The 14,150-nt window shown below is 72.2% G+C and carries 9 protein-coding genes; 8 read left to right on the forward strand and 1 reads right to left on the reverse strand.

What is annotated here, in order from left to right:
- Nucleotides 1-23: 23 nt before the first annotated feature.
- Nucleotides 24-1,253, forward strand: coding sequence for a S8 family serine peptidase (locus tag CNQ36_RS25045; RefSeq protein WP_228313068.1), 1,230 nt, complete (start codon nucleotides 24-26; stop codon nucleotides 1,251-1,253).
- A 335-nt stretch (nucleotides 1,254-1,588) separates the two neighbouring features.
- On the opposite strand, the gene eccCa is transcribed toward CNQ36_RS25045, so the two are convergent.
- Entirely contained in the window at nucleotides 1,589-5,548 is a 3,960-nt protein-coding gene (gene eccCa, locus CNQ36_RS25050; RefSeq protein WP_121547616.1) for a type VII secretion protein EccCa, read from the reverse strand.
- A gap of 343 nt (nucleotides 5,549-5,891) precedes the next feature.
- On the opposite strand from eccCa, the gene eccD reads away from it, so the two are divergent.
- The 7 genes from eccD (at nucleotide 5,892) to CNQ36_RS25085 (ending at nucleotide 14,150) form a co-directional block, all read left to right on the forward strand.
- Complete coding sequence (eccD, locus tag CNQ36_RS25055) at nucleotides 5,892-7,289, forward strand: type VII secretion integral membrane protein EccD (RefSeq protein ID WP_121547617.1); 1,398 nt, start codon at nucleotides 5,892-5,894, stop codon at nucleotides 7,287-7,289.
- Nucleotides 7,290-7,307: 18 nt separating this feature from the next.
- Nucleotides 7,308-8,786, forward strand: coding sequence for a type VII secretion protein EccB (eccB, locus tag CNQ36_RS25060; protein WP_121547618.1), 1,479 nt, complete (start codon nucleotides 7,308-7,310; stop codon nucleotides 8,784-8,786).
- A 371-nt stretch (nucleotides 8,787-9,157) separates the two neighbouring features.
- A complete protein-coding gene (locus CNQ36_RS25065) occupies nucleotides 9,158-9,508 on the forward strand; it encodes a hypothetical protein (RefSeq protein WP_040906091.1) in 351 nt (116 codons plus the stop codon).
- 14 nt (nucleotides 9,509-9,522) lie between these two features.
- A complete protein-coding gene (locus tag CNQ36_RS25070; protein WP_121547619.1) occupies nucleotides 9,523-9,843 on the forward strand; it encodes a WXG100 family type VII secretion target in 321 nt (106 codons plus the stop codon).
- Nucleotides 9,844-9,871: 28 nt separating this feature from the next.
- Complete coding sequence (locus tag CNQ36_RS25075; protein ID WP_121547620.1) at nucleotides 9,872-10,318, forward strand: type VII secretion system-associated protein; 447 nt, start codon at nucleotides 9,872-9,874, stop codon at nucleotides 10,316-10,318.
- Between the two features lie 12 nt (nucleotides 10,319-10,330).
- Nucleotides 10,331-13,612 (forward strand): AAWKG family protein, encoded by a 3,282-nt coding sequence (locus tag CNQ36_RS25080; protein ID WP_121547621.1) that lies wholly within the window; start codon nucleotides 10,331-10,333, stop codon nucleotides 13,610-13,612.
- A gap of 16 nt (nucleotides 13,613-13,628) precedes the next feature.
- Nucleotides 13,629-14,150 carry a YbaB/EbfC family nucleoid-associated protein gene (locus CNQ36_RS25085; protein WP_121547622.1) on the forward strand — a complete coding sequence of 174 codons (522 nt, stop codon included), beginning with the start codon at nucleotides 13,629-13,631 and terminating at the stop codon, nucleotides 14,148-14,150.

The raw sequence follows: 14,150 nt of genomic DNA on the forward strand, positions 1-14,150 counted from the left end.
CTTGTGTGCATATCATGCGGGCTATGCGGAATGTGATGAAAGGTCGGGGTGCGGGCCTCGTGCTGGCGGTCGCCGTGGCCCTGCCGGCCACCGTCGGACCGGCCTACGCCCTCCCCGCCGCGCCCGCCGCGCCGTCGGCGGGTCCCGGTGCCGACGGCCCGGGCGCCACGCTGCTGCCCCCGCTGCCCGTCCGGCTCGGCGAGGGCAACCCGTGCACCGGGGCCTCGGACCGGACGGCCGCCGGAACGGCGTGGTCGCAGACGGCGCTCGGCCTGTCCCGGGCCCAGCGGATCTCCCGCGGCGGCGGGGTGACCGTCGCGGTCGTCGACAGCGGAGTCGCCTCCGGCGTCCCCAGCCTGTCCGGCAGGGTGGAGGCCGTCGGCGGGGCGGACGAGGACTGCCTGGGCCACGGCACGTTCGCCGCCGGGCTGATCGCCGCCGCCCCGGAGAAGGGCAGCGGCATCACCGGGGTCGCCCCGCAGGCGGAGATCCTCGCCCTGTCCGGCACCGACGACCGCGGGGCGCCCTCGCCGGCACGCGTGGCCGCCGGGATCCGGACGGCGGCGGACCGCGGCGCGCAGGTCATCTACGTCGGGCAGGCCCTGCGCACCGGCAAGGCCGAACTCACCGCGGCCGTCGCCCACGCCACACGGCGGGACGCGCTGGTCGTCGCCCCCGCAGCCCCGGACGCCGTGCCCCGCGAGGAGCTCGGGCCCGACGGCGAGATGCCCGAGGGGCCGTACTGGCCGGCCGCCGCGCCCGGAGCGCTGGCCGTCGTGGACTTCGGCCCCGGCGGCGCACGGCAGGAGAACGCGCCGCCCGCCCACGACCCGGAGCTGTCCGCGCCGGGCAGCGAGGTGGTCAGCGTCGGCCCCGAGGGCTCCGGCCACTACATCGGCTCCGGCGCCTCGCTGGCCGCGGCGGGCGTCGCGGGCGCCGCGGCCCTCGTCCGCGCGTACCACCCCGAACTCACGGCGGAGGAGGTCACCCGCCGGCTGCTCGACACCGCCTACCCGTCGGACATCCCCCGCCTCGACCCGTACGCGGCCCTGTCCCTCCTCGGCGACCGCACGGCGCCCCCCGCCCACACTCCGGCCCCCGCGCAGATGCCGCCCGCCACCGACCCGACCCCCCACAACCGTGCCCTGACGATCGCGGCCGCGGCCCTGGCAGCGGTCCTCCTCCTGGCAGCCCTGGCAGCAGTGATCCCCCGAGGCCGCACCCGCAACTGGCACCCCCCGACAACCCCCTAGCCACCCCACCCCCACGGCCCTACATACCCCCACGGGCTCCCACGCCCCCGTCCCCGCGGGCTTCCGCGCGGTCGTCCCTGCGGGCTCCCGCGCCCCCGTCTCCGTGGGTTTCCGCGCGGTCGTCCCCGCGGGCTTCCGCTCTCGCTCTTGCGTTCCCGCGGGCAGTCGTGCCGCTGGGGCGGCACGGGTGGGCGCGACGGCACCCCGTGAGCGCCGGGCCGCGCGACCACCCCCCGGCCCACCCCCACCCGGCGCACCCCACGAGCCCCGGCCCACCCGGCACCCGCACCCATACACGCACCGGCCCCCGCCGCCAACGGCACCACCGGCCCGCCTCACCACGCACCCTCGACGAACCCCGTCTGCACCTGCAACGTCTTCCGCCGGGCGATCCGAACCGCCCGCCCCGGAATCAGCTCCCGCCCCTTCACACTCCCGAACAGATACCCCTCACTCGGCGGGCACGACATCAGCAGGCCCGGCGTGTTGACCTCCTGCAGCCGCCGCAGCAACGCCTCGTTGAGCCCCCGCCCGGCCCCCGCCGACGACCGCGCCACCACCAGGTGCAACCCCACCTCGTGCCCCAGCGCCAGATGGTCCAGCAGCGGAGCGAACGGCTGCGCCATCGGCCCGCTGCCCACCATGTCGTAGTCGTCGACCAGGATGAACAGCCGCGGCCCCTGCCACCAGTCGCACAGCCGCATCCGCGACGGAGCGATGTCCTCCCCGGGAACCCGCTGCTTGACCGCCCGCGCCGCCCCGTCCACCAGCTCCCGCAGCATGTCGAGGGAGACCGCATGCCCGAGCCGGTACGCCTCCGGGACGCTCTCCACCAGCTCCCGCCGGTAGTCGACCGTCATGATCCGCGCCTCGGCCGGCGTGTACCGCTCGGTGATGCCCCGCGCGACCAGCCGCAGCAGGTTCGTCTTGCCGCTCTCCGTGTCACCCACCACGATCAGATGCGGGTTCTCGGTGAAGTCGTGCCACACCGGCGCGAGTTCGTTCTCGTCGAGTCCGATCGCGATCCGCAGACCCTGCTCGCCCTCCGGCTCCGGCAGCTCCTCCACCGGCAGGTTCGCCGGCAGCATCCGCACCCGCGGCGCGGCAGGACCCGTCCAGTTCTCGCCGATCGCGGCGACCAGCCCCGCCACCCCGTCCGCGAGGTCGTCGGCGTCCTCCACCCCGTCGACGCGCGGCAGGGCCGACAGATAGTGCAGCTTGTCCGAGGTCAGCCCCCGCCCCGCGCTGCGCGGGATGGTCGCCGCCTTCCGGGAGTCGATCTGCGAGTCCATCGGATCGCCCATCCGCAGCTCCAGCCGCGTCCCGGTCTGGTCGCGCACCGAGGACGACAGCTCCACCCAGCGGGCGGTGGTGACCAGCAGATGGACGCCGTAGTTGAGCCCGCGCGCGGCGAGCGCGTTGAACGTGGGGATGTGCCGGTCGAAGTCCTGGCGCACGGTGGCCCAGCCGTCGATGGCGAGGAAGACGTCCCCGTGCGGCTCGTCGGCGAACTCGCCCGCCGCGCGCCGCTTGCGGTAGGTGGCCATGGAGTCGATGCCGTGCTCCAGGAAGAACCTCTCCCGCCGGGCGAGCAGCGTGGTGACCTCCGCGATCGTCCGGCCCACCCGTTCGGTGTCGACCCGCGCCGCGACGCCGCTCATGTGCGGCAGCTCGTCCAGCGCGGCCAGTGTGCCGCCGCCGAAGTCCAGGCAGTAGAACTGCACTTCGCGCGGCGTGTGGGTGAGGGCCAGCGCGGTGATGAGGGTCCGCAGCAGGGTGCTCTTGCCGCTCTGCGGGCCCCCGGCGATGGCCACGTGGCCGCCGGCCGCCGACAGGTCCACCGTCAGCAGGTCGCGCAGCTGGTCGAAGGGACGGTCCACGACCCCCACCGGCACGGTGAGCCGCCCCCGCAGCGGCCAGTCCGCCGTGGTGAGGCCGTACCGCGGATCGGGTGACAGCGGGGGCAGGATCTGGTCCAGGGTGGCCGGCCGGCCCAGCGGCGGCAGCCACACCTGGTGGGCGGGCGGTCCCGCACCGCGCAGCCGGTCGAGCGCCACCGACAGCAGCGTCTCCCCGCCGCCGTCCCCACCGTCCCCCTCGCCGTCCGGCTCGGCCTCCGGCGGCGTACCGTCGGGGTCGCCCGCGAGGTCCGGGTCGGCGGGCGCGCGCGGCACCACCCACTCCGCCGTCCACGGCACCACCTGGCGCGCCACCTGCGCCCGCACGACGGCCCGGCGCCGCTCGTACGGCCCCGACACGTACGCGGCCCGGAACCGGGTCAGCGCGTCGACGCCGCTCTTGAGGAACCCGGCGCCCGGCTGCGCGGGCAGCTCGTAGGCGTCCGGCACGCCCAGCACGCCCCGGCTCTCCATCGCGGAGAACGTCCGCAGACCGATCCGGTACGACAGATGGCTCTCCAGCTGGTGCATCCGGCCCTCGTCCAGCCGCTGCGAGGCGAGCAGCAGATGCACCCCGAGGCTGCGCCCGAGCCGGCCGATCATCACGAACAGCTCCATGAAGTCGCGGTGCGAGGCGAGCAGTTCGCTGAACTCGTCGACCACCACGAACAGGCTGGGCAGCGGCTGCAGGGGCGTCCCGGACTGCCGTGCCTTCTCGTACTCCAGCGCGGAGGTGTAGTGGCCGGCCGCGCGCAGCAGCTCCTGCCGCCGGATCAGCTCCCCGTGCAGGGCGTCCTGCATCCGGGCGACCAGCGCCACCTCGTCGGCGAGGTTGGTGATGACCGCCGAGGTGTGCGGGAGTTCGTCGAGGCCGAGGAAGGTGGCGCCGCCCTTGAAGTCGACGAGGACGAAGTTCAGCGTCTCGGAGGAGTTGGTCAGCGCCAGCGCCAGCACCAGGGTGCGCAGCAGCTCGCTCTTGCCGGAGCCGGTGGCGCCGATGAGCATGCCGTGCGGTCCGGTGCCGCCCTGCGCGGACTCCTTGATGTCCAGCTCCACCGGCCTGCCCTCACCGCTCACCGCGATCGGCACCCGCAACCGGGCACTGCCGGTCGCCCGCTCCCACAGCGTGGCCGGGTCGTGCCGGTGCAGGTCCGGGATGTTGAGCAGCGAGGTCAGCTCGACGTCGTTGGCGAGCGGCTTGGAGTCGTCGCCGCCCACACTCATCCGGTACGGCGCCAGCAGCCGGGCGAGCGCCAGCGCGCCGACCGTGCTCAGCCGGTCGGGCCGGCCGAGCACGGTCGACTGCTCCTTGCGGTCGCGGTCGGTGCGCACCAGCGCGACCCCGTCCCCGTCCACCTCCAGGCGCAGCGTGGTCCGCCCCGGCTTCCAGGCGAGTGCCCCCGTCAGGTCGAGCACCACCGCGTTGCGGAAGCCGTGCCCGTCGAAGCGGTGCCCCGCCGGCACCGTGCAGCCGTCGATCACGACGACCGTGTACGGCTCCTCGCGCCCCGGCACCGCGTCCGGGTCGGCGCCGGGACGCTCCAGGAACTCCGCGCCGAGCAGGTTCTCCAGCTCGGTGAAGGCCGAGGCGATCAGGCGGGCCGGTCCGGCGCCGTCCTCCTCGTGCCGGTGCAGACTGTGCGGCAGCCACTTCGCCCACTCCCACTCCGCGCGCCGCTCGTCCGAGACGCACAGCGCGATCCACAGGTCGTCGGGGGAGTGGAACACCGCCAACTGCGCGAGCAACGCCCGGATCTGGGCGCGTATCCGCTCCTCGTCCCCGCGGAACAGCACCTTCGACCAGGCCCGCAGATAGATCGCGATGGGCTGGTCCCGGACGGTGGAGTACGCCCGGGTGAAGCTGCGTAGCGCGTGCGCCGACAGCGGCTCCAGGTCCTCGACGGGCTTGGTCGACAGCGGCGTCAGCTTCATCGCCAGACGCTGGTCGCCCACGCCCATCCGGACCTCGCCGAAGTCCTCGTCGGACGCCCGCCGTTCCCACAGCCGGGTGCTGCGCACCAGCGACGACAGCGCGTCGGGCTCGGGATGCCGCCAGGCGAGAGCGCGCTGCTGCTCCACGATGGACGCCCGCACCATGCGCCGGGTCTGCCGCAGATAGCGCAGGTAGTCGCGGCGCTCGCCCTTCATCCGCTGCTTGCGCTCGCCGTTGCGGCGCATCACCTGGCCGAGCATCATGCCCGCCGACGCGATCACCATCACACCGAGCGCGATGTAGATGAATCCGCCGCTGTCCCGGCTCATCCCCGGCCGCATGAACATCAGCATCATCGAGACCGACATCAGCGCCATCGGCAGATACGTCCACACCGCGGAACTGTCCGGCACTACTTCCGGAAGCGTCGGCGGCTCCTGCAGACTCAGTTCCCCCGACGGCATTTCCGGTCCTTTACGGCGGGCCGGCCGGCGGAACAGGATCACGCTCAACGAACGTCCTCCTCAATGATTTCGGAAGGAAATTCCACGGGAACGTCGCGGGTACGTCGCGGGATTTTCGTAAAGTGTCAGGGTCCCGCGCGACGGCGGCGGGAAAATGGCCATGGGGTTCCGTAACGCTGAACTCCCGGAGTGGTGTTGCGAAAAGCGCGGCGTACGGTCAAACTCGTCGGCGCATGCCCCGTCCGACTTTTCCGTCGCGTTCGGCGACCGACCGGTGTGCCGCTGCCACCTTCCAGCCACCGCGTAGTTGCGTGGTCCGCCAGAAAGTGTGAATCCCGAGCCCATGACTGAGACTCAGACGGCAAGCCTGTGCCGCGTCACCGTACGTGCTCCGGCCAGGACCGTCGACCTGGCCGTGCCCTCCGACGTCCCCGTCGCCGATCTGCTGCCCGCTGTGATCGGTTACGGAGGGGACGACCTGGAGGAATCCGGTCTGGAGCACGGTGGTTGGGTGCTCCAACGCCTCGGCGGTCCACCGCTCGACCCCGAGAGTACCTTGGACTCCCTCGGTCTGCGGGACGGAGAGGAGCTTTATCTGCGGCCCCGCACCGAGGCCCTGCCCGAGGTGCACATCGACGACCTCGTCGACGGCATCTCCGACGGCATGGGCCGCAGACCGCACGGCTGGAGCGCGGAGGCCGGGCGGCGGCTGCTGCGCGGACTGGCCGTGGCCACCCTCGCGCTGGGCATCGTGCTGCTGGCCATGCCGGGGACGGCGGGCTGGATGCGGGCGGTCGCCGCCTCGGCCGCCGGACTGCTGCTGATCGCCGGGGCCGGCTCCGCCTCCCGTGCCGTCGGGGACGCCGGAGCGGGTTCGGTGCTCGGCCTGATGGCGGCCCCCTACTTCGCGCTCGCGGGCTGGCTGCTGCCCGGCGGAGAACTGGGCGGCGCCGACGGCGAGGCCGTGCTCGGCGCGCGGCTGCTGGCGGCGTCCGCGGCCGGCGGCGCGGGGGCGGTGCTGGCCCTGGCTGCGGTCGGCGTGTACCCGGCGCTGTTCATCGGCGCGGCCTGCGTCGCGGCGGCCGGGGCGCTGGGCGCCGGTCTGATCACCCTGGACCTGGCGCCGGAACAGGCGGCCGGAGTGGTCGCCGTCGTGGTGGTGCTCTTCGGCGGTTTCGTGCCCTCCCTGTCGTTCCGGCTGGCCGGCATGCGGATGCCGCCGCTGCCGACCAACGTCCAGCAGCTGCAGCAGGGCATCGACCCGTACTCCTCCTCGGACGTCGACGCCCGGTCGGCGCTGGCGGACGGCTGGATGACCGCCCTCTACGGCGCCATCGGCCTGGTGTGCCTGCCCTGCCTGGTGGCGCTGATGTCCGCGCCCGGCCTCGCCGAGATCCTCACCGTGGTGGCCCTGTCGCTCCTGCTGCTGCTGCACAGCCGGGGGCTGGGCAACGTCTGGCAGCGGCTGGCGCTGACCACCGCCGGCGCCTGGGGCGTGGCCCTGCTGCTGTTCACGTCCGCGCGCTCCGTCGCCCCGGCGGACCGGCTGACCCTGACGGCCGGGCTGATGGGGCTGGCGGCCGCGATCGTCATCGCCTCGTGGACCGTGCCCGGGCGCCGGCTCGTCCCCTACTGGGGCCGCGCGGCCGAGCTGCTGCACTCGCTCGCCGCCATCAGCATCCTGCCGCTGACGCTCTGGTCGATGGGCGTCTACGGCCTGCTCCGCGGCATCAACGGCTGACCCGGGAGAACGGCGACCATGCACAGCAAACGCGACCAGGTGCAGGCGCACCTCTTCATCATGGGGCGGCTGGCCTCGGCCATGCTGCGCGCCGAGCCCGACGCCCCGGAGAGCCCGCTGGGCCGGACCAACCGCGGCGCGGCGATAGGCGTGATCATCGCCGTGCTGGTGTGCGCCGGCGCGTTCGTCTTCGGACTGATCAGGCCCGGCGGCAACGACTCGTGGCGGTCGGGGGAGAACCTGATCGTCGACAAGCAGACCGGCGCGCGCTACCTCTACCTGGACGGGCGGCTCCGCCCGGTGCGCAACCACGCGTCGGCCCGGCTCGTCACCGGCGGCGAGATCGGCGTCACGACGGTGGGCACCTCCTCGCTCGCCGGCACCCCGCACGGCACGCCCGTCGGCATCCCCGACGGGCCCGAGGCCCTGCCGGCCACGGACGACCTGGACCGCACGCCCTGGCTGGTGTGTTCCGGCGTCCTTCCCCGGACGACGGGCGTGGTCACGGCGACCACGACGCTCGCCCTCGGCGCCGACGCGCCGCAGGACGTGCCCGGCGGCAGACAGCTGGGCGAGGGCGACGGCCTGCTGGTGGCGGGCCCGGACGACTCCACGTATCTGCTGTGGCAGGGCAGCCGGCTGCGTCTGGACCGCGGGGCGAAGGCCGCCGAGGCCCTCGGGTACGGCGGTGTCACCCCGCGCCCGGTGTCCGCGGCGTTCCTCGACGCCTTCCCGCTGGGCCCCGACCTGGCCCCCGCCGAGGTGCCCGGACAGGGCGAGAAGGGACCCGAACTGGCCGGGCGGAGCACCAGGATCGGACAGCTCTTCCGGGTCGACGTGCCCGGCTCCGCCGCCCGCTACCACCTGCTCACCCGGGAAGGGCTCGTCCCGCTCACCGACACGGGCGCGACCCTCCTGCTGGGCGACCCGCGGACACGCGAGAAGGCGTACGACGGCGGGGCCGCGACCGTGGCGACGCTCGGCGCGGACACCCTGGCCGGGCATCTCGCCCCCGACGCGGGCGCCTCGGGGGCGGGTTCGTCCAGGCTGCCGGCGAAGCCGCCGAAGGCGGTCTCCGTCGCCACCGGCTCCGTGGCCTGCGCCGAGGTCGACTCCGCGGCCGCCGGTGTGCGGGTGGGCGCCTCGGTGCTGCCCGGGAGCGCCCTGCCCGAGGCCGTGCAGGCGCCGGCGCCCGAGGTCGAACCCGGTTGCCTGAAGGTCGACTCCATCGCGGTGCGGGCCGGGAAGGGCGCGCTGGTGCGGGCGTTGAGCGCGAGCGGCAGCGCACTGGGCGACACCACGTACCTGGTGACGGACGAGGGCGTGAAGTACCGGCTGCTGTCCCAGGAGGCGGTGAAGGCGCTGGGGTACGAGGGCGTCGAGGCGCGGACGATGCCGTCCCCGATGCTGGCCATGCTGCCCAGCGGCCCGGATCTGACCCCCGAGGCGGCGGCCGCGGGCGAGGCGCGGGTGACGCTGCGCTGCCCCGGGCGGTAGCGGGCGCGGGAGGGCCCGTCCGGGCCCTCCGGCAATGGGCCGGAAAGCGAATTCTTGGCGGCCGCCCGGTCACCTCGCGTTAAGCCGGGCACCCGGCGGCGTCCGCGGGGCGACGCCGATGCCCGATCTGTCCGGCCCCCTTGGCCGCCCCGCTCACCTGAGCGGCGTGAATTCCCATTCCTCGCTCAATTGAGCTTTCCGGCAGAGGGTTTCGAGATTTGGCAGGCAATTGCCAAACAACTTGCGGCCTGCATAGCATCTGGCCGTCCCATGGCCCCGCGAGTCAGTCGTGAGCGCGGGAACACCCTGTCTGCCCGCGGGGTGACATGGGGTCACCGCCCGGTGAGTTCCGCCGTAAAGGGAGTTTCCTCATGGCCATGCAGCAGTCCGAAGAACGCGCCACCCGTAATGGGATCATGGCGCTGGAGCAGGCCTTCAGTGGAGTTCAGCGCTGTCAGCAGGACGTCCAGTCCACGTCGCACACCCTCGCCTCCAACTACGGGGGTGCGGACGGCGGGAAGTACAAGAAGTTGCTGGAGCAGTGGGACGAGCACGTCGACACCATCCTGATCAACCTGGACCGGATGGTCGACGAGCTCAACGGCACCCTCCGCGAGCACGGACTCGTGCAGGGATCCAGCAACGACGCGATCGACGCGGAGTACTCGCGCTCCACGGCGGTCTTCGACGAGCTCAACGGCACCAACACGTCGACGAACTGATTCGGGGATTTGAGATGGACTTCTCAGACGGCTACATCTACGTCGACTACAACCACGCCGAAGGCGCGGCGGACGACATGGTCGGCCAGTCGCAGGCGATCATGGGCATTCTGGCCAATCTGGAGATGGAGCTGGCCGAGCTCCGCAACAGCTGGATCGGTGACGACAGGGACGTCTACAGCGAGGTCCAGGCGAAGTGGGACAACGCTGTCGAGAACATCAAGAACCTGCTCGCCAACCACTCCGGGCTTCTCACCGAGATCTCCTCCAACTACCGCTACACGGAGCAGAACCTGTCGCAGCGGTGGGGCGACATCAGGATCGGCAGCCGCTGACGCCGGCCGGTGACGGAAGGGTGATCACGTGGCCGTCACGGTCCTCGACAGCACATTCCTGAAGAATTTCATCAACAACCAGATCGACGGCTTCCGTACGACGCTGGAGAACATCCTCAAGGACAGCCCGACCGCCGGACCAGCGATCTCGTTCATCGCGGACAGCATCTCGACCACGACGATCGACGCGGCGAAGCCGCTCGTCATCGGCCTCATGGCGGGCGAGAACAGCGCGGTGGGCGGTGGTGCCCTGAACAAGGTCATCCAGCAGGGCGCGGGCGAGGTGGTGCGCATCCTGGAGGACCAGACGATCCTCTTCGAGGACCTCGAACAGGCGTTGTGGGACACCATCGACGAACTGGCCAAGAGCCAGGGCAAGAATCTCGAGAGCATCACCGCGGACGATTTCATGGACATCTTCGAGGATGTCGACAGTGATCTCGACAACCCGGGTGGCAACCAACAGGAAGAGTAGCGGAGTTCGGCGATGGCCAACCCCGAGGACAACAACAACGACAACTGGAAGAAAGCGGTTGACCTGCTCACCGGCTATGTTCTGCCGGAGCGGAAGACGTTGTTCGACGATCTGAAGGGTAATGACGGCATCCCGCTGATTCACGTCCGGCTCGACAAGCACGGCGGCCCGGAGTACTCGTCGGGCTTCCTGTCCTCGAGCGGATGGAAGACGCACAACACCGACTACACCATTCCGTTCTACCGCCCCAGCGACGACTCCCAGGACGTGTCCGCGGGCAAGTACCTCTACCGGTATCGCGCCTACATCACCTTCCTCGCGTCCGGCCAGTCCTGGCCGCCGAGCGGCGACGACGTGATCCCGGACTACACGAAGACGAGTGAGCGCCTGAAGGACAAGGGCGGCTGGAACAAAGAGGGCGAGAAGCTCGACTGGAACACCAACGCGCTGGTCCGGTACGTCTACGGCTCCCGCGACGCCCTCTCGCAGATCACCATGTGGCCCTACTCGACCCACGGTTTCAAGAACCGCGGCTACCCGGTGGACGACGCCGACTACGTCGACCTGCGCACCTTCACGGACGCGGCCAAGGCCTTCGACCGGGTGGTGAAGTTCTTCGAGGACAGCGCGGTCACCGTCGGCAAGTGGGACACCGAGAACATCGGAGAGGGCAGCGACTCCTGGGACGGCACCTCGGCCGCCATCTTCAAGGAGCTCATCCACAAGCTGGCCCGCAACTACGAGGGGTACGCCGACCAGCTCAACGGCAGGGGCGGCGACGACAAGAGCGCCGTCACCGTCGACGGCGTGACGGTGACCTCCGAGCCGGCCCGCGCCCTCGCCGACGCCCAGGGGGTTCTCCTCGCGCAGGCGCAGAAGCTCCACGACGCCTGGGAGGCGTGGAAGGCCGAGAGCAATCCGCAGCGGTGGCTCTACGACATGCTGCAGAACGCCCGGCTCACCCTGTTCGACACCCAGTACGACAAGACGGACATCGACACGGTGTCCAGCGGCTCCGGGCCGTACACCTCCTGGCACAACTACGTGGTGTCGACCGACGGCTTCCAGAACGAGATCGTCATCGAGGGCAAGTCGTACGGCAAGCCGAGCGAGATGACCACGTGGAAGGCGATCGCCGACGAGGCGGTGCGCCGCTGGGAGCAGTCCGTGCAGGACTGGCTCAGCACGGCGGGCGCCGAGGCCATCGTCGCGATCCACAACGCGTTCAAGACCGCCGAGAAGGCCTTCGACACCAGCATCACCGACAAGGACGACCGTCCCCTCTCGGAGATCTCCGCCGAGGCGGAGGCGGAGGCCGAGAAGAAGAAGGCCGCGGCCGAGGCGGCTGCCGCCAAGGCGGAGGCGGAGAAGGAGAAGGCCGAAGCGAAGGCGGAAGCCGAGAAGGAGAAGGCGGAGGCCAAGGCCGAGCGGGACGCGGAGAAGGCGGAGGCCGAGAAGGAGAAGGCCGAAGCGAAGGCGGAAGCCGAGAAGGAGAAGGCGGAGGCCAAGGCCGAGCGGGACGCGGAGAAGGCGGAGGCCGAGAAGGAGAAGGCCGAAGCGAAGGCCGAGGCCGAGAAGGAGAAGGCGGAGGCCAAGGCCGAGCGGGACGCGGAGAAGGCCGAAGCCAAGGCCGAGCAGGAGGCCGCCAAGGAAGAGGCCGCCAAGGAGAAGGCGGAGGCCAAGGCCGAGGCGGATCGGGAGAAGGCCGAAGCCGAGGCCGAGCAGGCCGCCGCCAAGGAAGAGGCCGAGAAGGAGAAGGCGGAGGCCAAGGCCGAGCAGGAGAAGGAGAAGGCCGAGGCCAAGCAGGCGGCCGCCGAGCAGCAGGCCTTCGTCGTCGCGCAGAACCAGAAGGCGCAGGACGAGGCGAAGAAGGAGCGGGAACGGGCCGCGGCCCAGGCCGAGGCCGACCGCGCCGAGGCGAAGGCCGAGCAGGAGGCCGCCAAGGAAGAGGCGGCCAAGGAGAAGGCGGAGGCGAAGGCCGAGCAGGACGCCGAGAAGGCTGAGGCCAAGCGCGAGCAGGAGGCCGCCAAGGCGGAGGCCGAGAAGGAGAAGGCGGAGGCCACGGCCGAGCAGGAGGCCGCGCAGGCGGAGGCCAAGCGGGAACAGGCCGCCGCCAAGGCGGAGGCCGACGCCGAGAAGGAAGCCGCCAAGCAGGAACAGGCCGACGCGCAGTCCAGGGCGGAGACCGAGCGCGAGGAGGCCCGCCGCGAGGCACTGCAGGAGAAGCAGCAGGCCCGGCTGGACGCCCAGAACGCCAAGGCCGACGCACAGGCCGACTACGAGGAGCAGAAGGCCGAGGCCCGCGCCGAGCGCGAAGCCGCCCTCCAGGACGCCGACCGCCAGGAGGCCGCGGCGCGGCAGGAGTACGAGCAGGAGAAGGCCGAGGCCCAGGAGCAGCGGGACCAGGCCCGCGAGGACGCCGAACAGGAACGGGCCGAGGCCCGCCGGGAGTACGAGCGGGAGATCGCCTCCGGGACGGACCGGGACGAGGCCCGTCAGGAGTACGACCGGCGGATCGAGGAGATCGACGCCGCCGAACGGGAGGCCGTCGAACGGGCGGACGCCGCCGAGGCCGACGCCAGGAGCGAGTACGACCGGGCGAAGGCCGACGCCCAGGCCGAACGCCAGGAGGCGCGCACCGAGGCCGAGCAGGCGCGCAAGGACGCCAAGGCCGACTACGACCGCCGGATGGCCGACATCCAGGCCGAGTACGACCGGATCGGCGCCGGCGGGAAGGACATCGACGAGCTGATCCGCGAGCGGATCGCCGACCTCCCCGAGCCCCCCGACCTCTCCGCCTACAACCCGGGTGGCTCCTCCGGCTCCGCGTACTCCTCCGCGTTCAGCGACAACCTCTACAACCAGGACGACCTCGCCTCGGCGCTGGGACGCCCGCAGGGCGGCGACGCCATGGCGGGCGCCTCCGCCGACAGCACCGGCACGGGAGCGGGCTCGCCGGGGATGTACCCGCCGATGATGCGGGGCGCCGGCGGCGAGGCCGGTGGCGGCTCCGGCGAACGCACCAGGAACGTCATCGAACCCGGCGTCGGCAGGCCCGGCCGGACGGCCGCCACCACGGCGGCCGTCGACGACGAGGAGCACCGCGTGGTCCCCAGGACCACGCAGACCAGCAGCAGCACCCCCTTCATGCCCCCGATGGGACCCATGGGCGGGGCGGGGGAGGGCAGGCCGCAGACGGAGAGCGGGGACAGGGAACGCACCACGTGGCTGGCCGAGGACGAGGACGTCTGGGGCACCGACGAGGGCGGCGCGCCGCAGGCCCTGGGGCGCTGAGGGAATGGGGACCGGGATGAATCAGCCGATGGAGGACCGGGTGGCGCAGGCCATGGCCCATCTCAAGGCGGCGGAGGAGGCCGCGGCCTCGGCACGCGCCGAGCTGGACGCCGCCTCGGTCACCGCGCGGTCCGCGGACCGGTCGGTGCGGGTCTCCGTCGGCGCCAAGGGGGAACTGACCGGGCTGGAGTTCCTCGACGGCAAGTACCGGACCATGGCCGCCGCCCAGCTGTCCGCGGCGGTGCTGGAGGCCGCGAACAGGGCGCGGGCCGAGATGGCCCGCCGGGTCGTGGAGACGCTCGACCCGCTCACCCGGATGACCGCGCGGGGCGCCGCACCGGACCGGATGGGCGTCGACTGGGAGTCGATCTTCGGAACGCTGCTCAGCGAGACCTCCGTGGCGCGGGGACAGACGGCCATGAGCCGGCTCCGGGACGAGATCGTCGAGGACGACGAGGAGCCCGCGGCCCCGCCGAGGGCGGCCCGCGGCACGGACGACGGACGAACGGAACGGCACGAGCGGCGGGAGGGCGCGTAA

The sequence above is a fragment of the Streptomyces fungicidicus genome (assembly GCF_003665435.1).
GTDB lineage: Bacteria > Actinomycetota > Actinomycetes > Streptomycetales > Streptomycetaceae > Streptomyces > Streptomyces fungicidicus.

What these genes read in the sequence shown, in the direction of transcription:
- CNQ36_RS25080 (WP_121547621.1), top strand. Translation starts at nt 10,331, where the DNA reads ATGGCCAACCCCGAGGACAACAACAACGACAACTGGAAGAAAGCGGTT.
- eccB (WP_121547618.1), top strand. Translation starts at nt 7,308, where the DNA reads ATGCACAGCAAACGCGACCAGGTGCAGGCGCACCTCTTCATCATGGGG.
- eccCa (WP_121547616.1), bottom strand. Translation starts at nt 5,548, where the DNA reads ATGCCGTCGGGGGAACTGAGTCTGCAGGAGCCGCCGACGCTTCCGGAA.
- CNQ36_RS25070 (WP_121547619.1), top strand. Translation starts at nt 9,523, where the DNA reads ATGGACTTCTCAGACGGCTACATCTACGTCGACTACAACCACGCCGAA.
- eccD (WP_121547617.1), top strand. Translation starts at nt 5,892, where the DNA reads ATGACTGAGACTCAGACGGCAAGCCTGTGCCGCGTCACCGTACGTGCT.
- CNQ36_RS25045 (WP_228313068.1), top strand. Translation starts at nt 24, where the DNA reads ATGCGGAATGTGATGAAAGGTCGGGGTGCGGGCCTCGTGCTGGCGGTC.
- CNQ36_RS25085 (WP_121547622.1), top strand. Translation starts at nt 13,629, where the DNA reads ATGAATCAGCCGATGGAGGACCGGGTGGCGCAGGCCATGGCCCATCTC.
- CNQ36_RS25065 (WP_040906091.1), top strand. Translation starts at nt 9,158, where the DNA reads ATGGCCATGCAGCAGTCCGAAGAACGCGCCACCCGTAATGGGATCATG.